The organism is Chitinophaga silvisoli, assembly GCF_003412465.1.
GTDB lineage: Bacteria > Bacteroidota > Bacteroidia > Chitinophagales > Chitinophagaceae > Chitinophaga > Chitinophaga silvisoli.
Window position 1 is genome coordinate 450,491 of the sequence record NZ_QTJV01000004.1, and the last position, 25,723, is coordinate 476,213.

The following is a 25,723-nucleotide window of genomic DNA, read 5'->3' on the forward strand; positions in this document are numbered from 1 at the left end:
GCTGCCGCAGGCCAATTAACTTATCTTTACTTCATGAAAAGCATCTGGCAACAAATACTCCGTTACCTCTACATAGGTAAAAAAGATGAAAACGCACCAAATAACACGAGCGTAAAACTCATGCATGGCATGAACAGGATTTCAATTCTGGTATTCCTCCTTGCATTAATTCTCTTCGCGGTTAAAATGATTTTCTTCAAACATCACTAGTCTAAACACCCAACGTGCAAGCGTTTTTACTTAGTCTAAGCACTTAACCCGCAAGGGTTCCTTCTTAATCTAAGCACCCAACTTGCAAGCGTTCCTTACTTTCCACGTTTCGCCTCCTCTACAATCACCTCCGCAGCCCTCCTGCTCGCCTTCTTCTCACCCAGTTTCGACCAGAGCTGGTCATAATCCTCTTTAATCCGCTTTCTCGTAGCATCGTCCTCCAGCAATAAACTCAGCTCCCTGAGCAGGTTTGCCTCCGTCAGATCATGCTGAATTAACTCTTTCACCACCGGCTTATCCATCACCAGGTTCACCAGGGATATATACTTCACTTTTATCAGCCGCTTGGCAAAGAAATACGAAACTGCACTTCCTTTATAACATACCACCTCCGGCACACCGAACAACGCCGTCTCCAGCGTAGCAGTGCCAGAAGTAACCAATGCAGCTTTCGCCTGCCGCAGCAAGGCATAGGTTTGATTTTTAACTGTAGATACATTCGGGTGAGCACCTGTCAGCCCCTGCATAAAGGCATCATCCAGGCTGGGAGCCTGCGCCACCACAAACTGATATTGAGGAAAATGTTTCGCCATCGTGAGCATGATCGGCAACTTCACACTTACCTCCTGCCGCCTGCTGCCCGGCAATATCGCAATGACAGGTTTATCAGCAATTGCCGGCTCTGCCGGTGCATCCTTCGCAGCTTTGACTACTTCTACCAGCGGATGCCCTACATATTCTACAGGATACTCCCACTTATTGTAAAAGTCCTGCTCAAATGGCAGGATGCAAAGCATCTTGTCGACAGACTTCTTAATCTTCTTTACACGATTCTCCTTCCAGGCCCATACCTGCGGAGAGATATAGAATACAATCTTATAACCCAATGGCTTCGCCCACTCCGCTATACGCAGGTTAAAACCCGCATAATCAATCAATACCAATACATCCGGCTGATATGCTTCAATATCCTGCTTACACCAATCCATATTACGCAATACAGTCCGCAGGTTCATCACCACCTCTATAAAACCCATGAAAGCCAGATCCTTATAGTGCTTCACCACAGTTCCCCCGGCCTGCGCCATCAGGTCCCCACCCCAGCACCGGATATCCGCGCTGCTGTCAAGTTGTTTTAACTGTTTGATCAGATTGCTCCCATGGAGGTCACCGGATGCCTCTCCTACTATTATGTAATATTTCATTTTGTCATTAAATCAGCCAGAGGCAAATATAGTGTATCACCCCCCAAAAAAAAATCGGTTTCACCTGCTGGCAAAACCGATCCAATAACTCATGCAGGGCAATTACCTACCCATGCAATATCTTCAATAAGATTATCAATATCGCGTACAACATCGTCACCAGAAAAATCCCCTTCGCCGTCACATCCCTCCTTACCCGCGTACACAAATAAAACACTACTCCATTCAGCAACAAACAAATACTGATCAGCTTCGGCTGCATCTGCTTGTTATCACTCAGCATCATAAAAAACTCACTCAGGCTGATATGCCGAGGCATCAACACAAAAAATACATAGTACAGGAAAAAGGCGATTACCGGAGTCAAGACCCCTAATATAATGCCCAAAGGAAGATTATCTTTTCTTAACATAAATAAAGTTATAATGTGCGGTGATAAGGGTTTTCTTGCGCTAATTCTTATTTCCAGATTTTTTCTAATTCCTTTTTCATTTTATAATCCGTCAGATCAAACTGTACAGGCACCAACGACGCATAGTTATTCGCCAATGCCCACACATCCGTATCGTCTCCATTGTCTCTGTTAGTAAACTCCCCCGTCAGCCAGTAATACTTTTTCCCTCTCGGATCCCTTCTTTCATCAAAAGTCTCTACATATTTCGCATCCGCCTGTCTGCACACCTTTACACCTTTAAAATCTGCCGCCGCCACAATAGGAACATTCACATTAAACAACGTTCCCCCCGGCAAATTTGTTTCCAGCATCTGCTTCGCCACGGAATGAGCCACCTCCTTACATAATGAAAAGTCCGCCTCAAAACTATAATCCAGGTAAGAGAATCCCACTGATGGTACTCCTTCTATCGCCGCTTCCATCGCTGCAGACATAGTGCCTGAATAGATGACGTTGATAGAATGGTTGGCACCATGGTTAATACCACTCACACATAAATCCGGCAATCCATGCAGGATCTTATCCCTCGCCAGCTTCACACAATCCACCGGCGTACCCGAACACTGCCATGCCTCTATACCTTCAAAAATATCCACCGGATCTAATCTCAATGGCACCCCGATCGTAATCGCATGCCCCTTCCCCGACTGCGGGCTATCCGGTGCTACCACCACAACCTTTCCCAGCGGCCTTACCGCTTCTATCAACGCTTTGATGCCCGGAGCCGTAACCCCGTCGTCATTTGTCACCAAGATGATCTTTTCCGCTTTTCCCTTCACGATAATTTTATTTTAAAGCTTAATAGTCATTGCCTTCCGACAACAAATTTAATATTCTTAAATATATTCCATTGCCAAAGAATGTTAAATTCTTTTAATAATCTGCCTTCAGCATCCTCCGGCACGTCAAACCTATAAACAGTGCGATGTACAGGATTATTGTGATCTCGTACACCCCATGACTATAATCAGAGCTGGAAGGTAGCACCTTATCCACCACCGGGAAAGGCAATAACTCATCACCAGCCTGCAATGGCAGCAATCCGCCAATTGCCCCTACCGAATGTTTTAACCCCACCGTCAGCAACTGCTCAAAGATCATAGCATACCCCAGGTAAATCACCGTTGCCAGTCCTGAGCGCTTGATAAACATACCCAGCATCAGGGCGATAGATAAAGACACCAATACCTGCAGGAAATAGAAAAACAGGAACTGTACCCCCTCAAAACTAAAAGGAGCTGTGCTATAAATCATTCCAAATACTATGGCAGTAATAAAAGATACCACCAATGCAAGCAAAGCGAGTGCCACGACCCAAAAAATCTTTGACAATACCAGGTCCAGCCGTTCCCAGCCATCAATCACCAGCTGGCGGTGCGTCTTGTATGTAAATTCATTGGTCACCAGCGTCACCAGCAGCAAACCAAAAATGATGGACGTAAAACTATTTACATTCGCCACCGTTTGCCAGGCGACCGGGAAATCATAGAAATTCCGGCCCAGAATATCCGTGGCCTGCTTCGGAATCCTGCTCACCACATCCGCCACAATCGTATTGGAAGCAGGAATGACGATCACCGCCAGAATCAGTAAAATCCAGAATGTCCTGTAGTTTTTAACCTTCAGCCACTCTATTCTAATTATATTCAGCATACCTTTAGTTTTGTGTCATTTCGAGGAAAGCTGCTTCCAGGCTTTTCCTTCTTACCTGTAAATGATTCAGCCAGATGCCTTGTCCCGCCAGCCAGCTATTCAGTTCTGAGGGATCTACCGCACCCGTAAAAAATGCCTGCAATACCCCACCAGTCAGCGCCAGATTTCCCAAAAGTGGATGCTGCCGCAATAAAACCTCCAGCCTGCTCATATCATTACAAGCTAATTCCACAAAATCTTCCCGCACCATCACCGTATTCACAGGACCCGATGTCAGCAACTTCCCTTTCTGCAATACGGCAACATGGGTACAGACTTTTTCCACCTCATCCAGCAGGTGACTGGCCATGATAATGGTTTTGCCGGACTGCGCCAGTTGTTTGATCAGTCCCCTGACCTCCGCAATCCCCGCAGGATCCAGGCCATTCGATGGCTCATCCAGGATCAGTACATCAGGGTCGCCCAGCAGGGTGTTGGCAATGGCCAGCCTTTGCTTCATCCCCAGGGAATAAGTTTTGAATGCAGCATGCTGCCGGGCACTCAACCCCGCAATCTCCAGCACCCTGGCTATGTCTTTTTCATCCCTTTGTTTGACTGCTGCTGTAATCTGTAGGTTCCTGTACCCCGACAGGTAGTGGTAGAAGTTAGGGGTTTCCAGCAATGTGCCGATCTGTCGCCTTTGGGTGGCGCTGGGTAACTGGTCAAAGAGTGTAAAGTCCCCTGTATCCGCCTTCAATACATCTGTCACAATGCCCAAAAGGGTGGTTTTTCCACTTCCATTGGGGCCAAGGATACCAAAAACACTGCCGCGAGGTACCTCAAAAGAGACCTCGCGGAGTGCTTGCAGGGAACCATATCTTTTCGAAATGTTCCGTAGTGTAAGTATAGACATAAGTTAAAATGGTACGCTAATTCCGTATGGGTTTGCCGGTTTTGATCACGCTCTGCAATCTTTCCAGGGTCTTTCTTTCACCAGCCAGGCTCAAAAATGCCTCTCTCTCCAGGTCCAGCAGGTATTGTTCACTCACCACACTGGCCTCTGTCAGGTCGCCGCCACACATTACATATGCCAGTTTACCTGCTATCTTCGCATCATGATCTGAGATATAATTACCAAAGCGCATACTATGTATGCCTGTCAGCAACATACCCAGGGCACCACGCCCCAGCACCTTAATATCTTTCCGCTCTACAGGGCGGGTATATCCTTCTTCCGCGATTTGTAAGATACTACGCTTTGCGTCAGCAATCAACCTGGATTGGTTCATGGTAATTTCATCATGACCCGCTCTCAGGATGCCGAGGTCAAAAGCTTCTTTGCCGGAAGTACTTACCTTGGCCATTGCAATCGCCATAAAACGATCTTTCAGTGGCTCTTCCTCAATCCTTCCTTCCTTAAACTCATCACTGGCTCTCACCGTCATCTCCTTGGTACCACCGCCTCCTGGTATCAGCCCCACACCCAGTTCCACCAGGCCAATATAAGCTTCCGCTGCTGCCTGCACCTTATCGGCATGCAGACACATTTCACAACCACCACCTAACGTCAACGCATGTGGGGCCACGATAGTCGGAATAGAAGAATAGCGCAGGCGCATAGTCGTCTTCTGGAAAAGTCGTACCGCCATATCCAGCTCATCATACTCCTGTTCTGCCGCCAGCATGAAGATCATACCCACATTGGCACCAGCAGAAAAATTCGCACCTTCATTGGCTAAGATCAACCCACGGTAATCTTTTTCCGCACGGTCAATTGCTTTATTCACACCTTCCAGTACTTCACCACCGATGGTGTTCATCTTGGTTTTCCAATCCAGCGTTACAATGCCATCCCCGATATCATAAAGGGTACATGCACTGTTTTTCCACACCACATTGCCGGAGAGGTTTTCGAGAATAATAAAAGTCTCCGCCCCAGGCAATACTTTATAATCCTGGCTGGCGATGTCGTAATAATATTTCTTACCGTTTTCTACTTTGTAAAAATGCTTAATGCCTTTGGCCAGCATCTCCTCTACCCACTTCGCTACCTTAATACCTTTCTCTGCCATCGCCTGCACCGTCTTTTCCACACCCAGCAGATCCCAGGTTTCAAAAGCGCCGATCTCCCAGCCAAAGCCGGCTTTCATCGCATCATCTACTTTATAAAGGTCATCTGCTATTTCAGGAATGCGGTTGGAAATATAGGCAAACAATAAAGCATGAAACTGTTGATAAAACTGCCCTGCCTTATCAGTAGCCGCTGCCAGCATACGTAAACGCTGCTTCAGGTCTTCCACAGGCTTCGCCGCTTCCAGACTGGCAAATTTAGGTCGCTGTTTAGGACCATATTCCATGGTTTGCAGGTTCAGGGTCAGGATTTCCTTGCCCCCTTCGCCCTTGGTCTTTTTATAAAAACCCTGCCCGGTTTTATCGCCCAGCCATTTGTTTTCCACTACTTTTTCCAGGAACGGCGGAATCACAAATATGTCTATAGCTTCGTCATTCGGACAGTTCTCTTTCACACCTTTAGCCACCTTTACCAGGGTATCGATACCCACCACATCGGCAGTACGGAAAGTAGCAGATTTAGGTCTGCCGATCACCGGACCAGTGAGTGTATCTACTTCATCAATATTCAGGTTCATCTCCTGCATGATGTGGAATATGGCCATGATAGAGAAAACCCCTACCCTATTGGCAATAAAGGCAGGCGTATCCTTACATAGTACCGTAGTCTTACCCAGGTACAGGTCTCCGTATTCCATCAGGAAACTGATGATGGCCGGATCTGTATGTGGAGTAGGAATAATTTCCAGTAAACGCAGGTAACGGGGAGGGTTAAAAAAGTGAGTACCACAGAAGTGTTTCCGGAAATCTTCACTTCTGCCTTCCGCCATCAGGTGAATAGGAATACCGGAAGTATTGGAGGTAATCAGCGTACCCGCTTTCCGGAATTTTTCTACCTGCTCAAAAACGGATTTCTTCACATCCAGGTTCTCTACCACTACCTCTATGATCCAGTCTACGTTGGCAATCTGGGACATATCGTCAGTAAAGTTCCCGGTACGAATCAGTTTTACGACATCCTTCGTGTATACCGGGGAAGGATTCGATTTTAATGTGGATTGCAGGGCATCGTTGACAATACGGTTTCTGACCGCTTTGCTTTCCAGGGTTAATCCTTTGGCCTTTTCTGCATCATTGAGTTCTTTGGGGGCTATATCCAGCAACAATACCTGTACGCCTATCCCGGCAAAATGAGCTGCTATACGGGAACCCATCACGCCAGAACCTAAAACGGCCACCTTATGGATGTGTCTTTTCATAGAACGCGTAATTTTTATCGGTAAATGAATATAGGATATTATGTCGATACCACGCATAAAAAACCCTCCGGCTCATCACCGGAGGGTATCTATCTTTTTACATATGAATCCGTTATCTCACCTCGCTTCCCGGTGCAGTCTGCACATCAGGATTGACGAATACGAGCTTGCCACCCGCATCTTCAGCCATCAGGATCATACCCTGACTATCGATCCCCTTCATTTTGCGCGGAGCCAGGTTGGCAACCAGTGTCACCTGCTTGCCGATGATTTCTTCTGGTGAATAATGCAGGGCAATACCTGAAACTACAGTACGTTTTTCCGTACCAATATCCACCAGTAATTTCAGCAGTTTATCTGCTTTCTTTACTTTTTCGGCTTCAATGATGGTACCTACGCGCAGGTCCAGTTTTGCGAAATCGTCGTATTGAATGTCTTCTTTCACAGGAGCCGCTTCCGGTGCAGGCGCTGCTTCCACTGGTTTTACTAAACCAGCATGTAATTTCTCCACCTGTTCCTGGATTTTATCGTCCTCAATATTTGTAAACAGGTATTGCGGTTCGCGCATTGGATAACCCGTATTTACCAGTTTCAGGCTACCAGCATTCTCCCATTCCAGCATACGATCCACCACCTTCAGCATATGACAGATTTTTTTGGAAGTACCAGGCATGAATGGATTGGACAAAATAGCCAGGTTAGCAGTCAGCTGTAAACATAAATGTAAACAGTTGTCAATCAGTTTCTGGTTTTCTTCCTGCATCTTTGCCAGTGTCCATGGAGCCTTGCCCTGCAGGAACACGTTCCCGAGTCTGGCCACATTGATTACCTCTGCCAGCGCTTCCCTGAAACGGTAATTTTCCAGTGCATCTTCAATTTTCTTTTTGGACTCCAGCAGGTCGCTCAGCAATTTATCATCCACCTCATCCTTTACGTCCATGTGGAAAGGAGGTACTTTACCATTACAGTACTTATGCACCAGCACCATAGTACGGTACACAAAATTGCTATAAATGGCGGTCAGCTCACTATTGTTACGCTGCTGGAAATCCTTCCAGGAGAAGTCGTTATCCTTTGTCTCCGGTGCAGTAGCACACAGCACATAACGCATAATGTCTTCCTGACCCGGGAAATCCTTTACATAATCATGTACCCATACCGCCCAGTTACGGGAAGTAGAAATCTTATCCCCCTCAATGTTCAGGAACTCATTCGCAGGTACATTCTCAGGCAATACAAATCCACCATGCGCCTTCAGCATAGATGGGAATATAATACAGTGGAATACGATATTATCTTTCCCGATAAAGTGAACCAGCTTGGTATCCTCTTTACACCAGTAATCCTCCCAGTGAGGAGTCAGTTCCTTGGTAGCAGAAATATAACCAATCGGTGCATCGAACCATACATACAATACTTTTCCTTCAGCATCAGGCAGGGGTACCTTGATCCCCCACTCACTGTCACGGGTCATAGCACGGCTCTGTAAGCCACTGTCCAGCCAGCTTTTACACTGACCATACACATTATTCTTCCATTCTTTGTGGCCTTCCAGCAACCACTCTTTCAGGAATGGTTCATAGTTCTGGAGTGGCATGTACCAGTGTTTGGTTTTCTTCTTCACAGGCACCGCATCACTCAGGGTGGAGCGGGGTGAAATCAGGTCGTCAGGACTGAGAGATGTACCACAGCGCTCACACTGGTCACCATAAGCACCAGGATTACCACACTTAGGGCAGGTACCAACTATATATCTGTCAGCCAGGAATACCTTGGCTACCTCGTCATAGAATTGTTCAGTCTCCTTTTCTTCAAACAGGCCATCGTCGTACATCTTCTTAAAGAAGGCAGCAGCGGTTTCATGATGGATCTGTTTGGTGGTACGGGAAAAGATATCAAAAGAGATCCCCATATCAGAGAGGCTCTCAGATATGATCTTATGATACTTGTCCACAATATCCTGTGGCGTTACACCTTCTTTCAGGGCTTTGATGAGAATAGGAACTCCATGCTCATCGGTGCCCCCAATGAATTTAACGTCTGCCTTCTTTGCACGCAGGTAGCGTACATAGATATCAGCAGGGAGGTAACAACCCGCCAGGTGACCAATATGTACCGGTCCGTTGGCATAAGGCAGGGCAGCCGTGATTAGATATCTGTTAAATTTTGCCATGTTAACTGAAATAATCTTGAAATCTATTTTATCCTTTGGAAGAGCGAAAAGTATTTATCAACTTAGCCCTGTTAAAACTCCCAGCAAAAAAGTGGGGCTTGTCTCGCGAATCGTCGTTCGCAGGTTGCAAAGGTAACTTAAAGCGTAGAACAATGAAAATTCCTCCATATCTGAAAAAAGGTGACCTTATAGGCGTCACCTGTAGTAGTAGTAAAATGGACTTGCAGGCTGCTGAATATGCAGCTGGTGTACTCACATCCTGGGGTTACCGTGTACACCTGGGAATCACGGTGGGCACCAGTTTTCACAACTTTTCAGCACCTGACGAGCTGAGGCTGGAAGAACTACAGGATATGCTGGATGATCCCGAAATCAAGGCGATCGTCTTTGGCCGCGGAGGCTATGGTATGATTTGCCTGCTGGATAAACTGGATTTCAAAAAGTTCCGCAAGCACCCTAAATGGATCTGTGGCTATAGCGATGTCACCGCACTGCATGGGCATATCAATAAGCAGTTGGGCATTCCTACCCTCCATTCCGTGATGTGTAGCGGTATCCGTGCCGAAACCGTGGAGAATGTATATGTAGAAAGCCTGCGCCAGGCCCTGAAAGGGAAAAATTACAAATACAGCTTTGAGCCTAATGACCTGAACCGCACTGGTAAAGCATCCGGCCAGCTTATAGGCGGCAATCTCACGCTGCTGGCCAATTTATCAGGCACGGTATCTCAACCTGATACAAGGGGCAAAATCCTGGTGCTGGAAGATGTAGGAGAATACCGCTACCGGGTAGATGGTATGATGTATAACCTGAAGAGAGCAGGGTGGCTGGATAAACTGGCAGGATTGGTAGTAGGTACCTTTACTGACGCACAGGAGACGGCTACGCCATTTGGTCAGAATGAATATGAGATTATACACAATATTGTAAAGGATTATGACTATCCGGTGGCCTATGGATTCCCGGTAGGACATACAAACGAAAATTATACACTGAAACTGGGGCTGCCACACGAGCTGCAGATTGGAGAAAAAACGTGCAAACTCATCGATCGCTCATAACTGCATGTGCAAAAAAAAACGCTCACGACAAAAACGTGAGCGTCTTTTTTGCAATTATTTCAACCTTTATTTAACCAACCCTTCCAGTGTCTGCCCAAATAAAGGATACTCCTTCAGATTATTATGCCCCGCCCCGGAAATCGTAATAAAACTATCCCCTTTCTTAAAAAACTCCTTTAGCTTCAACCCTGACTCATAAGGCACCGTCCTGTCATCCGTACCATGAATAATAGTTATCGGAGCCGTCACCTTAGGCAAATACTCATTAGTAGGAAACTTATAATTCAGCATAAACCCATAAGGATAAATCGGTGCCATCTTCATTGCCAGATCCGTCATGTTATAATAAGGGGCTTCCAATACAAGTCGTCTACAATCCCGTACACTGGCCAGTTGAGCAGCAATACCTGTGCCCAGTGACCTGCCATAAATAATAATACTATCCGGGGAAAAATGCGTTCTTGCCACCTGGTACATCTGCAGCGCATCGGCATACAAATCCTCCTCAGTCAGGGCCCCGGTGCTCTTTCCATATCCCGGGTAATCCATCATCAATACCTCATACCCATGTTTGGTAAAATATTGACTGGCATAAGCATAATAGGAAACATTCTGTGCATTCCCATGAAAATAGACCACGATACCCTTGGGCTGTTCAGCCTTAAACAGTATCGCATTGATAGTAGTTTTATCATTCACCCTCACATTCAGCTCCTGGAAAGGCACATCGAAATGATATGCATGATCAGCCGCCGCCACAATCGGATGGAAGATCAGTTTCTTCTGAAAAAAGTACAGGAGAGCGCCTGACAACACATATACCACTAAGATCCAGGTTAATATCTTACGAAACATGTGCGTTCTTTTTAATCTTCTATTTCAGGTACTATTTCCAGTCCATAAGCCTCTGCAGTGAGCAGGCCATTCGCTTTGGTAGCAGCCAGAATACCGGCATCCGGGTTGAGAGTATGGGTTTGGTATACGTTATGGAGATAATCCATACTATAAAATTTATTCGCCAGGCCATCAGGTACACCAGCCAGGTATTTCAATACCTCATTCACCATTAGCATACCGGTAGCACCATGTGTGACACCGATCGCACCTGCATCGAAATTGGTATATTCATCAATCAGGTTGATGCTGCAACGATAGGAAGCGGCTGCATCACCACTGGAAGGCGCGATGTTAAATCCTGCCCACCAGGAGATCCAGTTATGCACAGCTCCGATTACAAAAGGTTTGCCCTTCGCCACACAGGCATCATTCACTACCAGGTGAGTCGGCATATGCTGGGAACAATCAATAACGAGATCCATCCCTTCGAGCAACTGGTTGATATTTTCTGGCTTCACCTGCAACAGCAGGGGATAATGTTTGGTAAAAGGATTGCTGGCCCACAAACGGCTTGCAGCCATCTTCGCTTTGTGCTTTCGCAGATCCTGCATGTGATAAATGGGCTGGCGATGCATATCCTCATCCTGTATCAAACCATAGTCAGCAATACCGATAACACCTACACCACTCGCACTCAGGTATTGAATAACCGGGCTCCCTAAACCACCTGCCCCGATTACAAGTATGCGGCTTTCCTTCAGTTTTTCCTGCATAGCAGTGCCCATACCGGGAACGGCTATAGGATATCTAAAATGTGCTAATTCTTTTTCGATTAATGCCATTTGAACAACCCCGTTTTAAAATAATGAATTAGTCCTGTGGAAATTCAAGCGTAAACTTACTACCCTTGCCCACAGCACTTTCTACCTTGATTTTCCCTTTGTGCGCATCAATGATGGCTTTAACATAGCTGAGACCCAGGCCGAAGCCTTTTACATTGTGTACGTTACCTGTATGCGCACGATAGAATTTTTCAAAGATACGTGAAATCGTATCACGACTCATCCCTATGCCATTATCTGAAACAGTGATGACAAGGTTTTTGCGGGTGCTGTATGTAGAGATGATGACCTCCAGGTTCTCCTTGGAATACTTGATGGCATTGTCCAGCAGGTTGAAAATAACGTTGGAGAAATGCACATCATCAGCCTGTATAATTGGGTTGATCGCATCCAGTCGCAATTCCACATGACCATTCTTGGAAGCCAGCTGCAGCTGTATGTTTTCAACAGTATGCGTAATCACTTCATGCACATCAGTAGGCTGTAATTTCAATCCTATTTCATTCTTCTCCAACAGGGCAGATTGCAGGATACTTTCCACCTGTTTGTTCATGCGCTTATTCTCCTCTTTGATGATGCCGGAGAAGTACCGGATCTTCTCTTTATTGTCCATCACCTTCTCATTCCCGATCGCATCGATAGCCAGAGAAATAGTGGCCAGCGGTGTTTTCAGCTCATGGGTCATATTGTTGATGAAGTCAGATTTAATCTCGGAAATCTTCTTCTGGTTCAGCATAGTACGGATAGTAAGCGCAAAAGCAGTGATGATGACAGCGGTAAACAGAATACCACCAGCTACCATCTTTCCGAGAGATAAGAGGAAAGACATGTTGTTGCGTGGCTGCAGTACCACCATGGTTTCCGTATTGTCCGTCATGTATTCATAACTCCCCAGCAGCGGCATGTATTTCACGAGGTAATTCACACTATCCCTGGCTACTGCTGTGGCCATGTTAGGGAAACCGGCAGACTGCATTTTAATACTGCTTTCTCCAAAATTCCCCTTGCCTACAATGGCGAATTCAAAGGTAGTGTCAAGCCCTTCGCGTCGCAGCCCACTAATTAGCAGGTTTTTCACCTCTGCAGTAGTAAAGCGGTCACTCACCCCAATGTTGAGGTCCAGGGAATTAAACTTATCAATAGTAAGGCCTCTTTCAGTAGGTCTGACCACAGTATTATTCATTTTCAGGCGAATAGCCGGGCCGGTGCGTGCAAGCATTTCTTCCCGCACCCTATCCAGTACATTGATAGCGCGTTCTTCAATCTGCTCTCTGCGTACAATAGAGGCGTTATGGATCCAGCTAAACTGGATGTAAATGAGGCCCAGCAAGGACAGTGTAATTAACACCACAATGATGGGAAAGACTTTCTTCAGTGGTACCATTTCAGGATTAGTCGTAAAGCGCACAATATACTCACATTCAGTGAGCGTTCCAGCGCATATTTTGTTAAAACTCGATAATTGCTATAGCAACGTTAATATAAAATTAATACGCTAAAACCTTTTACCAGCTTGGATTAAGCAAATAAATACCACTTTAACGTAATTTTAACTGCACAAAGACGTTTGTAATTCTCATTCTTTACGTACATTTGCTGTATCAAACTGGTACTAAATTTGATGTAACAGTTTAACAAACAAGCAATTTTAATTTTTCTACATACATCGACATGGATTCGTTCCATAAAGCGATTTAGATTTTGGTTGATAAAATGGTAAGGAGGCTTTCTAGCCTCCTTTATTTTTTGTGGAAATCAAGCTTATGCAATGCAACTGCGCTCTTATCAGTAGTAGCAGACATTCTCTTATCCTTCATCTCATCCCATCCTCTTATCCTCCATATCACCACATTCTCTTATCCTTCATCCCCCACCCCATTCTCTTATCCTCCATCTTACCCAAGCCATCTGTCCCCCCACCAGCGCGCCAGCGTAACAATGCCCATTTCCCCTGCCGCCGCAGGCCAGCTACCCTAAATACCTCAGCCTGTTAAACTTTCCCAAAACCCTAACGAATTCTCCACAAAATCCTACCATACTTTAATTCAATTAGTTAAATTTGAATAAGTGATAAAACTGAATGTGTATGGTATCATTGTCGCCCGGTATTTTGCTTATTGCTGACCCATTTCTGAAAGATCCAAACTTTGCCCGCACTGTAGTACTACTCTGTGAGCACCAATCCAATAAAGGTAGCTTTGGCTTCGTCCTCAACAAACGTTTCGATCAGAACCTAAACGACCTCGTTCCGGATATCCTGATCCCCAACATTTCCGTATACTACGGAGGTCCGGTACAGATAGATACCATTCACTTTATCCATCAACAACCAGAACTCATCAAAGGTGGTTTTGAAATACAAAGTGGTATCTACTGGGGCGGCGAATTCAATCAGGTCGTAAAAATGATCAACACAGGTAAACTCGATCTTAATAAGATCCGATTCTTCATCGGCTATTCCGGTTGGAGTAGTGGACAGCTTGAAAATGAATTAAATGAAAAAAGCTGGATCCTTTCACAAAGTAACAAAGCCCTCGTCTTCGATGAAAAAGACGACAATGTATGGAAACAAGCGCTCAGGAACCTTGGCAGCAACTTTGCCATCATGGCCAATTTCCCTATAGATCCGCTCCTGAATTAGTAGCGTATATACTGCACCGTATGCCGTACATCAGCGGCAAATCCCTCTTTGTGGAAAAAAAAGATTAAAAAAATTTATATGCCTAAAGACTCAGTTCCAACGACTAACGTTGTTGGCTGGATTTTAGTATCCCTCAGCAACCACTCAGCGCGAGGATATTTAAAAAAAATCAAATATCTTGCTTACGCAAAATAGTAATGTAGTCAGAGCAATCCATGTTTGGCGACCCTGTTTATCAGTATTATGATAGGAAAAATGTGAACTAAACCGAAGTATAAACACCTATGAAGGACAAACCGATACACATGTTACGTATGCCTTCCTGGACTATAATTGAAACAACTAAAATATAACTCACCTACCCTCTATTTCCGGTCAGGGGTTCGTGATAAATGTGACAGTTATACAATTAAAAAAATCATTACATAATATAAGATATTCATTTTCATAGGAACAGGCCCAATTGCGGCTGTAGGATACTTGTATCCTGCGCGGCGTGGGTCCTGATTGTAAGACGCCCTGGCCAGTAATCCTACTGCGCTCTTTAAACAGGGTAATTATTAATTAGATTGGAATAGTTAGGACAAAACGAAGGCCGGGTAATCCTACCCGGCCTATTTCATTTATAGCTTACCGCTACTTCAGTTATATCGCTGATGCGCCTTCTACAAGCACAGTCGCTTTATTTCTTAATACCTCCACAAAACCTCCTTCTATGTTATAGAATTCATTCTGTGACTTATCTTTCAGCACCTTCATTCTGCCCTTGCCCAATGCAGCGATCAACGGCGCATGATTATTCAGCACTTCAAAAGAGCCGTCTATGCCTGGCAACTGTACACCATACACTTCGCCGGAGTACAGTTTTCTTTCAGGTGTTAATACTTCTAATAACATATTAAAAGTTAAGGGTGAAAAATGAATTAGTTCTTAGCTGCTTCCAGCAGTTTCTTACCTTTCTCGATAGCCGCTTCAATGTTACCTACCAGGTTGAACGCTGCTTCAGGATACTCATCAACTTCACCATCCATGATCATGTTGAAACCTTTGATAGTTTCTTCGATCGGAACCAGTACACCCTTCAGACCAGTAAACTGTTCTGCTACGTGGAAAGGCTGAGACAGGAAACGCTGTACACGACGTGCACGGCTTACTGTGAGTTTATCTTCGTCGCTCAATTCATCCATACCAAGGATAGCGATGATATCCTGCAGTTCTTTATAACGTTGCAGAATCATCTTCACACGCTGAGCACAGTTGTAATGCGCTTCACCTACAATAGATGGAGAAAGAATACGGGAAGTAGAATCCAGTGGGCTCACCGCAGGATAAATACCAAGGTCAGAAATCTTACGATCCAATACCGTAGTAGCATCCAGGTGCGCAAATGTTGTAGCCGGAGCAGGGTCAGTCAAGTCATCCGCAGGTACATAAACCGCCTGTACAGATGTGATGGAACCATTCTTGGTAGAGGTGATACGCTCCTGCATCAGACCCATCTCAGTTGCCAGCGTAGGCTGATAACCCACCGCAGAAGGCATACGACCTAACAGCGCGGATACTTCAGAACCTGCCTGGGTGAAACGGAAGATGTTGTCAACGAAGAACAGGATATCCTTACCACCACCTGCAGTACCATCTCCATCACGGAAATATTCTGCAATAGTCAGACCAGACAACGCAACACGCGCACGGGCACCTGGAGGTTCGTTCATCTGACCGAAGATAAAGGTAGCCTGAGATGCTTTCAGTTTTTCCTTATCAACAGCAGCCAGATCCCATCCACCATGCTCCATGGACTCCTGGAATTTCTCACCATATTTTACGATACCAGCTTCGATCATTTCACGCATCAGGTCATTACCTTCACGGGTACGCTCACCCACACCTGCAAACACTGACAAACCTTCGTAACCTTTCGCAATGTTATTGATCAGCTCCTGGATCAATACTGTTTTACCTACACCAGCACCACCGAACAAACCAATCTTACCACCTTTTGCATATGGCTCGATCAGGTCAATTACCTTGATACCTGTATATAATACTTCTGTGTCTGTAGCCAGATCCTCGAAACGAGGAGGCTTACGGTGAATAGGATAACCATTTGAAGTATCAATATCACCCAGACCGTCAATAGCCTCACCTACCACGTTGAACAAGCGACCCTTGATACCATCGCCCACCGGCATTTTAATAGGAGTCCCCTTGTCGGTTACCAGCATTCCCCTAACGAAACCATCTGTAGAATCCATCGCAACGCAACGAACGCTATCTTCACCAAGGTGCTGCTGAACTTCCAGCACTACCTTCTGACCATTTTCGCGGGTAATTTCCAGTGCGTTGTAGATTTCGGGCAGCTTCCCGTCGAAGTGGACGTCCACCACGGGACCGATAATTTGCTTGATCTTACCTGTGTTAGGCATATTTTTAAGAGGTTTATAAATGCTTAAAATGAGCGGTTTGTTAATTTTGCCGCAAAGGTAACAGTTAATGAGGGAAATTCAAAATACCGTGGATATTCCCGTGAAATTCCCTTAAAACGTGGCTTTGCGCTAATTACGTTACACATAATTAGTATGCATTCTCAGTGTAAAAATAACAGTCCCCAGGCATTTGTCATGCATGATTGTCATCATTCTTATCCACATAAAATATCATGTAAATGTTAGCGTTTTGCTAAAATATACACCCTTCAAACCCTCCAAACCCTTTACAGCTCAGCATTTAACTAATCCGGCACAGGATTTGTTTTTATCTGATCAAGCTAAATTCTGACACCGCGAACATCCTACATGAATGCAGCAGGCCAGCCTAAAGCCAGCAATAACACTTGATCAATTGTTATACACTACATTCGTAAACTATTTAAAATCAATTGATTCTTTTACTGCTGTAGAAAGAAATCCTATACATTAAAGAATCAGCCGCCAAAAGAATTACATATATGAAAAACATCAAACGATATATTTCCGCAATAGCTATAGCAGCCTCTTTTGCTGCACTCCCAGGCATGTCCTGTGTCGCCGCCCGCCCTCCACAAGATTATCAGGTTTCCGCTGGCGGTTTCTACGATGCCCTCAGCCCATACGGCCGCTGGGTCAACTACCAGGGATATGGAGAAGCCTGGATTCCCAACGCCGGACCCGACTTCCAACCTTATGCCACCAATGGTCACTGGGTTTACACCGACTACGGATGGACCTGGATGTCTGATTACGACTGGGGATGGGCCCCATTCCACTACGGTCGCTGGACATTTGACGACTATTATGGATGGGTCTGGATCCCAGGCTATGAATGGGGACCTGCATGGGTAAGCTGGAGAAACAGCAGCGATTACTATGGCTGGGCTCCTTTAGGCCCCGGCATGACAATAGGCGTGAATGTAAATATCCCGGTTTCCTACTGGTCATTCGTTCCCTGCCAATACATTACCAATACATATGTAAGTCGCTACTATGTTCCCCGCGCTACCAGGGTAGAAGTGTTTAACCATACAACCATTATTAATAATACTACTATTATTAATAACCGTACATACTACCGCGGTCCAGCTACCAGGGATGTAGAGCGCTATACAAGAACGAATATCCAGCCAAGAAGAATTATGGATAGCGACCGCCCGGGCCGTGGTTCAATTGCAAATGACCAGGTTCGCGTATACCGCCCTAACCCTAATGACTTACGTCAGGGTCAACAGAACAGAAATTTCTCAAGCGGTAACGGTAATACCAGGAATAACTTCGATAGACCTAATAGCCCAAATAATAACATTCCTAACAGGGGAGATAGCCGGAATAATAACAACTTCCCTAACAGGGGCGATAACAGAGGCGATAGCAGGAACAATAACAATAATAACTATCCTAACAGGGATAATAACAACAACAACGTCCCCGGCAGAGTAGATAACAGGAATAACAATAACAACATCCCTAACAGGGTTGATAATAGAAACAATAATAATAACAACACAAACAACATTAACAATGACAGGAACGACAATCGCAATTTTGACAGGAGCTTTGACAGGAATAACAATTCTAACAGGCCTGATCGTACCACGCCTTCAACGTCTACGCCCAATCCCGGTACGCGCACGCAGGTAAATGACCAGCAACGTATCCAGCAGCAGCAAATGCAACAGCAGCAACAGGAGCGTATCCGCCAGCAACAGGATCAACAGCAAAGAGCTCAGCAACAGCAACAGCAACAGGAACGTGTTCGCCAGCAACAGGATCAACAACGCATCCAACAGCAGCAAATGCAACAGCAGCAACAGGAGCGTATCCGCCAACAACAGGACCAACAGCAAAGAGTACAGCAACAACAGCAACAGGAACGTATTCGCCAGCAACAGGATCAACAACGCATCCAACAGCAACAACAGCAAAGAGCTCAACAGGAACAACAGCGACAACAGCAGCAAATGCAACAACAGCAAAGGCAACAACAGGAACAACAGCAAAGAGCTCAACAACAACAAATGCAACAACAACAACGCGCCCAGCAGCAGCAGCAACAGCAGCAGCAAAGGATGCAACAGCAACAGCAATCACAACCTTCCCGTACTGCGCCACGCAGCAGAACTGAGAGGTAACATTGCTTCTTAATTATCAGAGACCATAAACCTCACGATATATTTCATTGCTGACTTTTGTAAAGGTATGTTCCTCCAGGGACATACCTTTCTGCATTAAAACCAATTGTAACGGTTCCCAACCCGCCCTGTAAGGCGGCTGTAAATAAAGTGCAGGAAAAGCACCAAAACCCAGCGCCTCGTAAAAACGAATTCTCCGCCGGGCATCTGTCGTATGCGGTAACTCGGTCTCCAAAACCAGGCGACCATAGCGCTCAAATAATAAGGTAATCACCCTCGTCCCCGTTCCTTGTCCCCTCTTCACAGGATCAATCGCAAAATGCTCTATAAACGTGAAATCCGTCAATGCCCAGCAAAACACAAAACCCACAAAATGCACGCCCTCCACTACCTCCAACAACTGCAACGCCCCCTCCTCCAGCAATCTTTGCTGCGCAGGCAAAGGCCGCCGCTCCGCTTCAGGAAAGGCAGCCTCATATAGCTCAATAACTTCAGGTGAAATACGCTTGCTCGGCCGGAATGATACCATGTCCCAAAGATAATCACTTATCCGCGGCCAATTTGATTTAACAAATACATCATCCTATAAAGAGAGAAAACTTATTTATCCGGCGTACACTTATAAGGATCCGGATTTACAGGATCCGCCACCTTATTCACAGCCCAACAAAAATTCATCGACTGACTCGTTACACTCATCAATTTAATCACCACCTTCTGCCCCTTCCTGCTATCAGCCGCCCTCACTGACTTCGTCCCCTTCGCTCCTATATCACTGATCGTATACTGCTCCGTCTTAAACACATCCCCATTACCTCTCTGATACTCTACAGCCACCACCACATTATCAATCACAAACTCCGTCTGGTTCTTCACAATTACATCCAGGTTCTTAATCCCTCCCAGGAAACCAGTCTTATAATCACTATTCGTCACTGCAATAAACTGCTTCCAGTTCTTTCTATAATAAATCCGTGGATCCACAAACTGCCCCTGACTACTCTCCCGCTGCCTCACCTCAGCCCTGTCAGCAATCTGCTGCGCTGTACTGCTACTCAGGTCCAATGACTGCTTTAAATGACGGTTCTCATTAAACAAACGCTCATTCTCCGCCAATACCTGCTTCACCCGCTTCTGCTGACGTGAAAAACTAAGCACCAGAAAAATGCCGAGAAAAATGATGACGATGATATATCCTGTATTCCGTTTCATAACGAACTAATCAGAAAAAATAATGCCAGTATACACCCCGCCACATTACATCAGCCATCTTCTATTTTTTAAGCCCCCCCTTAACCCATCCCTCCTCCCATCCTTCCCAACGCTCATCATGCATTCTCCACACCCACTACTTTCTGCTTACTACTTTTACTTCCCTGAATCACATCCTGCTCCGGCAACATCTCCGGACTAATCGCCACAACCGCAGGCAGTATCCACTGTATACTTATCGCATCTGCCAACGATAACCCTTTCTAAATTTCGCCTCCGACATTAAGTTCTGCCTTGAATAAACTATTATCTAACCCTAAAATCCTTTCCTGTAGCCCTTCTCCCGAACCTCATTTCCCCTACCACCCCGAAATAATCAAATTAAAACACCTCTCCCTCAATATATATTGAGCAATCGTTATTTTTGCACCTCTAAATCTTCCCTATGGAACTGGTGATTGTAAATGATAAACGTACAGCAAAGCAGTTTTTAGACGTTCATGTGCAGCTGAATAAAGATGTTCCCGGATGGGTTCGTCCGCTGGACAAGGACATCAATGCAGTGTTTGATACCAAAAAGAACAAGGCATTCCGCCACGGAGAATTGATCCGCTGGTTGCTGAAAGATGACAATGGCAAACTGATAGGCCGTATAGCCGCTTTTGTAAATAAAAAATATAAGAACAAAGGAGATGAACAACCCACAGGTGGCGTAGGATTCTTTGATTGTATCAATGATCAGCAGGCGGCCAACTTCCTCTTCGACCATGCCCGCGACTGGCTCAAAGAAAGAGGCATGGAAGCGATGGACGGCCCTATTAACTTTGGTGAAAGAAATAACTGGTGGGGATTGCTGGTAGAAGGTTTCCACGAACCATTATATGGTATGAACTTCAATCCTCCTTATTATAAAGAACTGATGGAAAACTACGGATTTAAACCCTTTTTCCACCAATACTGTTATGGTCTGAATGTAAAAGACCGGGTTCAAGATAAGTTCTATGCCCGCCATGCCGCCATCTCAGCAGATCCGGCATTCTCCTCCAGCCATCTGAAAAAGAATAATATGGAGAAGTATGTGAGAGACTTTGTGCATGTGTATAACAAAGCATGGGCAGGCCATGGTGGTAACAAGGAAATGGCCTTCCCCCAGGCAATGAAACTGTTTAAGCAAATGAAACCGGTGATGGATGAAAAGATCGTATGGTTCATTTATCACAACAATGAGCCAATCGGTGCCTGGCTGAACTTACCATCCCTGAATGAATATTTCAAACACATGAATGGTAAATTCGGTCCCTTACAGATGCTCAAACTGCTTTGGTTGAAATGGACCCGCGGTACCAAAACATTCACAGGAATTTTATTCGGTATAGTGCCTGAATTCCAGGGCAAGGGAGCAGATGCTTATATGATCCTTGAAGGAGGTGCCATCATCCAGCACAAGCTGCAATATGAGAAATATGAGATGCAGTGGATTGGAGATTTCAATCCTAAAATGATCAATATGGCAGAAAGCTTAGGTACCACCATCACCCGCAGGTTAACGACCTATCGCTATTTGTTTGACAGAACAAAAGAATTCAAACGACATCCACAACTTGCTTAAATTTAAAACGAGGTTGTATCAAAAGTAATTTGACCACATAGAGAAAGAGAATTTCATAAACTAAAATTCTCACCCTCAACATCCGAATTAAATCCCGGAAATTTTGCATTTGATACATCCTCATTTTTTTACAACACCTTCACACCTGCCGGAGGCAAATGCCTGATAATTGTATTGTAAATATCCCGCTCTTTAAACGGCTTCAACATACAATCATCAAACCCTAACTCCCGGTACCTATCATTTTCAGTCATCGTTATATCAGAAGTAATCGCCAGCACCGGTACAGCTGCCTTTATTGCATCACGATCCTCCCGTATCTTCCTCACTACCTCAAGGCCCGTCATACCAGGCATCTGCACGTCAAGCAACACCATATCATAATCGTGATGTAAAAACAAATTATAAGCAACAATACCATCTGTCGCCTTATCAAAATTACACTTCCACCTGCTCAAAATCCGCGATAGCAATACCAGGTTCATTTCCTGGTCATCCGCCACAAGAATATTCCTCCCTTCCATAAAACTACCGGTCATATCTTCCAACTCTCTCCGTGAAATGATCAGCGTTTTTTTATCCGGTACGGGGTAAGTAATTTCAAAAGTAAAGCAACTACCTTTCTCCTGACTGCTTTCAACATGCACCTTCGTTCCATGTAAATACAGGATATGCTGCACAATCGCCAAACCTAATCCGGTACCACTCACCGCTGCCATTTGCGGCGGACGGGGAAAAGAATAATAACCAAACAGATAAGGAATCATATCTTCAGCAATACCGATACCCGTATCTTTTACCTCCAGGTAAATTACAGCTTTGTCCTCTTCAGCTTTCGTCACACGTAAAATGACTTGCACACCTCCCAGTTTGGTATATTTAATTGCATTATCAACCAGGTGTTGCATCACCTGTATCAATCGCTGTTCATCACCCAGTACACGCAGGTATTGATCACCCTCATAAAGCGCATCAAAGTATAAGCCTTTCTCCTTCGCAAGGGTACGCTTCTCTTCCATTACACTATAGAAAGCGGCATAAATTTCAAATGGATTTGAATCTAATTGTATATCACCTTTTGCCAGGCTATAAACCTCCTGCGCATTGGTCATAATACGCAGCAACATCCCCGCAGCATGTTCAATAGCATGCAGCAGATCCCGTTGTTCTTTATTCAATGGGGTATGTGTCAATTGTTCACTCAATCCGATCACAGCATTCAGTGGGGTACGCACTTCCCTGTTGAAGTTTGTAATCATATTCAGCTTGCCTTTTATAGATTCAGACAAGGCAGATTTAGTTTTGTTTAATTGCATTCGAAGCCGGTAGTTCATGACAATAGCAACAATTGCTATTAATAGGAATAATAGTGCGATGCTAATGACAAAAATACTATCTGGTATTTGTACCAGAAAGGGTACAATACTTGAGGTCAACCTGCGTGCGACCATTCGCGACATCTTAAGAGATTGTAAATATGAAAGATTGCTTCCTACACGATAATTATGGTCCTTTCTGTGGTGCTGTTGTTTATTAAGTTAGTGTTTGTTCATTTCCTTCCTACCTGTGCCATAATGAAACGTCTAATATAAAGATTCCTTCCCTGGCACTGGCGGCCATTAACAATTCGTTTTCAAATTCCATTTTTCCCACCTTCAACTTCTCAAAATAACACTATATTTATTAAGCAATCATCATGCTAACTTGCTTGTAACTATGTCCAACAGTTTTTCGGCCGGTCCCGAAAATTCAACTACAGTCCAACCGGCAAAATCATTCAGATTGCAGGTCCTCAAAATGATGGGAAGCATTCTGCTATTCTTCGTCACCTATGGTTTGCTGCTCATATATGCAGGAATCCTCGCCGCCATCTTTCTCTGGGCAGGTGTCAGCCTTATCATGTTTGCACCTCTTCACCCCATCACCATCTTTTCCATCCTCCTTTTCATCACTGGCCTGGGCATTATCTTCATGGGTATGATGCAGGTCTTATTCCTGATCAAATTTCTCTTCACCCGCCAGCAACAGGACCTTTCATTGCGCATCCCTATCACCCGCGAGGAACAACCCGCACTCTTCGACTGCCTCCACCAAATTGCGCGAGCCACCAAAACCCGCTTCCCTAAAAAAGTTTACCTCGCCCCAGGTGTTAATGCTGCAGTCATTTATCCCGTTCGCTTCATGAACATGTTCTGGCCTGTCGGCAAAAATCTGGAGATCGGCTTAGGCCTTGTCAATAGTCTGAACGTAAGTGAATTCACCATGGCCATCGCTCATGAATTCGGACATTTTTCACAACGAAGCATGAAACTCGCCAGCTACGTATACACTGTAAACAGGATGATCTACAACATGCTATACGAAAACCAAAGCTGGCACAAAACCATGAGCTGGATCTCTGGCAGATGGATCGTATTTGCACTGCTGGCACGCATCAATCTCCGCATCGTCAGTGATATCCAAAAAGCCTTACGACTCATGTATGGTATAGTGAACAAACAATACATGGCACTCCGAAGAGAAATGGAATTTCATGCAGACGAAGTAGCAATGAAAGTAGCAGGTTCAGATGCTGCCGTTTCAGCCATGCGAAGACTGGAAATAAGTGGATTCTTTTATGAGCATTGCTTGCTGCAACTTCCGGAAATGGCAAGACAGCAACGTCGCTTTGGAAATATATACGAAGTACACCGCTCCCTCATCCGCCTCTATGCCTCCCAGCACGAAATTGCACTGGATGAGCACCAGTTGCCAATGGTAACGAATAGTTATTTTAGCTCCTTCCTGCTGAGCAGGGTGCACCTTCCCGATCAATGGGCCACGCATCCTTCCAGGGAAGAAAGAGAACAACGCTACATAGCCGCCAATATCAACAAAACGCTGCGCCCTGAGAGTGCATGGCAACTCTTCCGGCATGCAGAGGAATTACAGGAGCAAATGTCCAATTTGCTGAATCAACCTTTTATTCAGCAACCGGGTCAATATGCGGCTTACCCTGTGGAAAATTTCATAGCTGAAACGGCCACCCGGATCAGGGATTACTCAATGCCGGCAGTCTTCAATGAGTATTACGACAATCGCCCTTTTCCGCTTTTGTCCGAAACCAATATCACGCCATTGCCCAATGAACAGATGGCGGCATTATCTACTGCTACATTATATGCAGAGAATAATGTACAACGCCTGCGTGCCTACTTCAGAGATATCCAGGATGCGGAGACCCTGCATGCAATTCAACAGGGCCAGATCAAAACAAGATATTTTGAATTTGAAGGAAAGCAATATCCTGCCAATGCTGCGGGCAAAGTGCGCATCAAACTTCAATCCAGTATCCGCCAGGAAGCAGAATGGCTGCAGGCGCATGATATACTGGCTATACACTACCATTATACCATCGCATTCCAAAAAGATCCTGCTAACGCCAAACTGCTGCTGGAAAAGTATTTCAAACTGATCGAACACCAGGGCATCTGCTGGCAGCTAAATGATATCGTTGGCAGAATTCTCCATTCAGTCAGCTCACTCTTTAGTGAACAAGGCCTGACGATGGCCAGCGCCCAACCTTATTTTGATAGTCTGGTGGATGAAGGAGCATTGCTCAGGAAAATTTTGCAGCGCATGAAGCAGATGCCGGAAGTATCGGGAGGATGGGATGCCGCTTTACAGGAAAAGGTGAGTCATTTCATGCGGTATAACTATAGTTATATAAATGGGAATGAGCCGGTTATGGAGGAGATAACGAACTTGCATGAGATTAGTACAACGGTGATGGAGCAGTATAATAATAGTATAATTCTGATGAAAAAAGCCTGGTTGGAGGCGGTGCTGTAAAATGTTGGAAGCGGTGCTATAAAATAGCCTCCTTTCCCCCAACCTCGCCCAAAAAACATCTCTTTCCCGCCATCATACCCAACC

General features: G+C 45.1%; 22 protein-coding genes. 6 read left to right on the plus strand and 16 right to left on the minus strand.

Going from position 1 to position 25,723, the window contains the following annotated elements:
- Positions 1-33: 33 nt before the first annotated feature.
- Entirely contained in the window at positions 34-210 is a 177-nt protein-coding gene (locus tag DXN04_RS35695; protein ID WP_317128895.1) for a DUF6728 family protein, read from the plus strand.
- A gap of 95 nt (positions 211-305) precedes the next feature.
- On the opposite strand, the gene lpxB is transcribed toward DXN04_RS35695, so the two are convergent.
- The 7 genes from lpxB to metG form a co-directional block, all read right to left on the minus strand.
- Positions 306-1,415, minus strand: coding sequence for a lipid-A-disaccharide synthase (lpxB, locus tag DXN04_RS13880; RefSeq protein WP_116853954.1), 1,110 nt, complete (start codon positions 1,413-1,415; stop codon positions 306-308).
- Positions 1,416-1,521: 106 nt separating this feature from the next.
- On the minus strand, positions 1,522-1,827 hold the full coding sequence (locus DXN04_RS13885) for a hypothetical protein (RefSeq protein WP_116853955.1): 306 nt from the start codon (positions 1,825-1,827) through the stop codon (positions 1,522-1,524).
- 47 nt (positions 1,828-1,874) lie between these two features.
- Positions 1,875-2,648, minus strand: coding sequence for a 5'/3'-nucleotidase SurE (gene surE, locus DXN04_RS13890; protein WP_116853956.1), 774 nt, complete (start codon positions 2,646-2,648; stop codon positions 1,875-1,877).
- A gap of 94 nt (positions 2,649-2,742) precedes the next feature.
- Positions 2,743-3,522, minus strand: coding sequence for an ABC transporter permease (locus DXN04_RS13895; RefSeq protein ID WP_116853957.1), 780 nt, complete (start codon positions 3,520-3,522; stop codon positions 2,743-2,745).
- Between the two features lie 4 nt (positions 3,523-3,526).
- Positions 3,527-4,414, minus strand: coding sequence for an ABC transporter ATP-binding protein (locus tag DXN04_RS13900; protein ID WP_116853958.1), 888 nt, complete (start codon positions 4,412-4,414; stop codon positions 3,527-3,529).
- A 16-nt stretch (positions 4,415-4,430) separates the two neighbouring features.
- A complete protein-coding gene (locus tag DXN04_RS13905; RefSeq protein ID WP_116853959.1) occupies positions 4,431-6,830 on the minus strand; it encodes a 3-hydroxyacyl-CoA dehydrogenase/enoyl-CoA hydratase family protein in 2,400 nt (799 codons plus the stop codon).
- Between the two features lie 112 nt (positions 6,831-6,942).
- The gene (gene metG / locus DXN04_RS13910) at positions 6,943-9,057 is read right to left on the minus strand and encodes a methionine--tRNA ligase (protein WP_317128897.1); all 2,115 of its coding nucleotides are present in this window, start codon (positions 9,055-9,057) and stop codon (positions 6,943-6,945) included.
- Positions 9,058-9,155: 98 nt separating this feature from the next.
- Between metG and DXN04_RS13915 the strand changes: the two genes are divergently transcribed.
- Positions 9,156-10,064 (plus strand): S66 peptidase family protein, encoded by a 909-nt coding sequence (locus DXN04_RS13915; protein ID WP_116853961.1) that lies wholly within the window; start codon positions 9,156-9,158, stop codon positions 10,062-10,064.
- 66 nt (positions 10,065-10,130) lie between these two features.
- On the opposite strand, the gene DXN04_RS13920 is transcribed toward DXN04_RS13915, so the two are convergent.
- The 3 genes from DXN04_RS13920 to DXN04_RS13930 are packed head-to-tail and all read right to left on the minus strand — an operon-like array spanning position 10,131 to position 13,151.
- Positions 10,131-10,919 carry an alpha/beta hydrolase gene (locus tag DXN04_RS13920; RefSeq protein WP_116853962.1) on the minus strand — a complete coding sequence of 263 codons (789 nt, stop codon included), beginning with the start codon at positions 10,917-10,919 and terminating at the stop codon, positions 10,131-10,133.
- 11 nt (positions 10,920-10,930) lie between these two features.
- Positions 10,931-11,743 (minus strand): HesA/MoeB/ThiF family protein, encoded by an 813-nt coding sequence (locus tag DXN04_RS13925; RefSeq protein ID WP_116853963.1) that lies wholly within the window; start codon positions 11,741-11,743, stop codon positions 10,931-10,933.
- A gap of 28 nt (positions 11,744-11,771) precedes the next feature.
- Entirely contained in the window at positions 11,772-13,151 is a 1,380-nt protein-coding gene (locus DXN04_RS13930; RefSeq protein ID WP_147319920.1) for a sensor histidine kinase, read from the minus strand.
- A gap of 678 nt (positions 13,152-13,829) precedes the next feature.
- Here DXN04_RS13930 and DXN04_RS13935 point away from each other — a divergent pair.
- A complete protein-coding gene (locus tag DXN04_RS13935) occupies positions 13,830-14,384 on the plus strand; it encodes a YqgE/AlgH family protein (protein ID WP_116853965.1) in 555 nt (184 codons plus the stop codon).
- Positions 14,385-15,029: 645 nt separating this feature from the next.
- On the opposite strand, the gene atpC is transcribed toward DXN04_RS13935, so the two are convergent.
- Together atpC and atpD are read right to left on the minus strand one after the other, a co-directional pair.
- Complete coding sequence (gene atpC / locus DXN04_RS13940) at positions 15,030-15,281, minus strand: ATP synthase F1 subunit epsilon (RefSeq protein WP_116853966.1); 252 nt, start codon at positions 15,279-15,281, stop codon at positions 15,030-15,032.
- A gap of 26 nt (positions 15,282-15,307) precedes the next feature.
- Entirely contained in the window at positions 15,308-16,810 is a 1,503-nt protein-coding gene (atpD, locus tag DXN04_RS13945; protein ID WP_116853967.1) for a F0F1 ATP synthase subunit beta, read from the minus strand.
- A gap of 521 nt (positions 16,811-17,331) precedes the next feature.
- Between atpD and DXN04_RS34775 the strand changes: the two genes are divergently transcribed.
- Positions 17,332-18,987 carry a DUF6600 domain-containing protein gene (locus DXN04_RS34775; protein WP_158569006.1) on the plus strand — a complete coding sequence of 552 codons (1,656 nt, stop codon included), beginning with the start codon at positions 17,332-17,334 and terminating at the stop codon, positions 18,985-18,987.
- 16 nt (positions 18,988-19,003) lie between these two features.
- On the opposite strand, the gene DXN04_RS13960 is transcribed toward DXN04_RS34775, so the two are convergent.
- The 3 genes from DXN04_RS13960 to DXN04_RS35605 form a co-directional block, all read right to left on the minus strand.
- The gene (locus DXN04_RS13960; RefSeq protein ID WP_116853969.1) at positions 19,004-19,516 is read right to left on the minus strand and encodes a GNAT family N-acetyltransferase; all 513 of its coding nucleotides are present in this window, start codon (positions 19,514-19,516) and stop codon (positions 19,004-19,006) included.
- A gap of 71 nt (positions 19,517-19,587) precedes the next feature.
- Positions 19,588-20,199, minus strand: coding sequence for a hypothetical protein (locus DXN04_RS13965; RefSeq protein ID WP_116853970.1), 612 nt, complete (start codon positions 20,197-20,199; stop codon positions 19,588-19,590).
- A gap of 116 nt (positions 20,200-20,315) precedes the next feature.
- Positions 20,316-20,450, minus strand: coding sequence for a hypothetical protein (locus DXN04_RS35605; protein WP_262512464.1), 135 nt, complete (start codon positions 20,448-20,450; stop codon positions 20,316-20,318).
- Positions 20,451-20,644: 194 nt separating this feature from the next.
- Between DXN04_RS35605 and DXN04_RS13970 the strand changes: the two genes are divergently transcribed.
- A complete protein-coding gene (locus DXN04_RS13970) occupies positions 20,645-21,808 on the plus strand; it encodes a hypothetical protein (protein ID WP_116853971.1) in 1,164 nt (387 codons plus the stop codon).
- Between the two features lie 128 nt (positions 21,809-21,936).
- Here the strand turns inward: DXN04_RS13970 and DXN04_RS13975 are convergent, their stop codons facing one another.
- Positions 21,937-23,097 carry an ATP-binding protein gene (locus tag DXN04_RS13975; protein WP_158569008.1) on the minus strand — a complete coding sequence of 387 codons (1,161 nt, stop codon included), beginning with the start codon at positions 23,095-23,097 and terminating at the stop codon, positions 21,937-21,939.
- Positions 23,098-23,524: 427 nt separating this feature from the next.
- Between DXN04_RS13975 and DXN04_RS13980 the strand changes: the two genes are divergently transcribed.
- Positions 23,525-25,639: a M48 family metallopeptidase gene (locus DXN04_RS13980; RefSeq protein ID WP_116853973.1), complete on the plus strand. Its 2,115-nt coding sequence runs from the start codon at positions 23,525-23,527 to the stop codon at positions 25,637-25,639.
- Positions 25,640-25,723 lie beyond the last annotated feature (84 nt).

Bases quoted from the DNA above. Each gene is read 5' to 3' on its own strand.
- DXN04_RS35695 (WP_317128895.1), top strand. From the start codon at position 34: ATGAAAAGCATCTGGCAACAAATACTCCGTTACCTCTACATAGGTAAA.
- lpxB (WP_116853954.1), bottom strand. From the start codon at position 1,415: ATGAAATATTACATAATAGTAGGAGAGGCATCCGGTGACCTCCATGGG.
- DXN04_RS13885 (WP_116853955.1), bottom strand. From the start codon at position 1,827: ATGTTAAGAAAAGATAATCTTCCTTTGGGCATTATATTAGGGGTCTTG.
- DXN04_RS13895 (WP_116853957.1), bottom strand. From the start codon at position 3,522: ATGCTGAATATAATTAGAATAGAGTGGCTGAAGGTTAAAAACTACAGG.
- DXN04_RS13900 (WP_116853958.1), bottom strand. From the start codon at position 4,414: ATGTCTATACTTACACTACGGAACATTTCGAAAAGATATGGTTCCCTG.
- DXN04_RS13905 (WP_116853959.1), bottom strand. From the start codon at position 6,830: ATGAAAAGACACATCCATAAGGTGGCCGTTTTAGGTTCTGGCGTGATG.
- DXN04_RS13915 (WP_116853961.1), top strand. From the start codon at position 9,156: ATGAAAATTCCTCCATATCTGAAAAAAGGTGACCTTATAGGCGTCACC.
- DXN04_RS13920 (WP_116853962.1), bottom strand. From the start codon at position 10,919: ATGTTTCGTAAGATATTAACCTGGATCTTAGTGGTATATGTGTTGTCA.
- DXN04_RS13925 (WP_116853963.1), bottom strand. From the start codon at position 11,743: ATGGCATTAATCGAAAAAGAATTAGCACATTTTAGATATCCTATAGCC.
- DXN04_RS13935 (WP_116853965.1), top strand. From the start codon at position 13,830: ATGGTATCATTGTCGCCCGGTATTTTGCTTATTGCTGACCCATTTCTG.
- atpC (WP_116853966.1), bottom strand. From the start codon at position 15,281: ATGTTATTAGAAGTATTAACACCTGAAAGAAAACTGTACTCCGGCGAA.
- atpD (WP_116853967.1), bottom strand. From the start codon at position 16,810: ATGCCTAACACAGGTAAGATCAAGCAAATTATCGGTCCCGTGGTGGAC.
- DXN04_RS34775 (WP_158569006.1), top strand. From the start codon at position 17,332: ATGAAAAACATCAAACGATATATTTCCGCAATAGCTATAGCAGCCTCT.
- DXN04_RS13960 (WP_116853969.1), bottom strand. From the start codon at position 19,516: ATGGTATCATTCCGGCCGAGCAAGCGTATTTCACCTGAAGTTATTGAG.
- DXN04_RS13965 (WP_116853970.1), bottom strand. From the start codon at position 20,199: ATGAAACGGAATACAGGATATATCATCGTCATCATTTTTCTCGGCATT.
- DXN04_RS13970 (WP_116853971.1), top strand. From the start codon at position 20,645: ATGGAACTGGTGATTGTAAATGATAAACGTACAGCAAAGCAGTTTTTA.
- DXN04_RS13980 (WP_116853973.1), top strand. From the start codon at position 23,525: ATGTCCAACAGTTTTTCGGCCGGTCCCGAAAATTCAACTACAGTCCAA.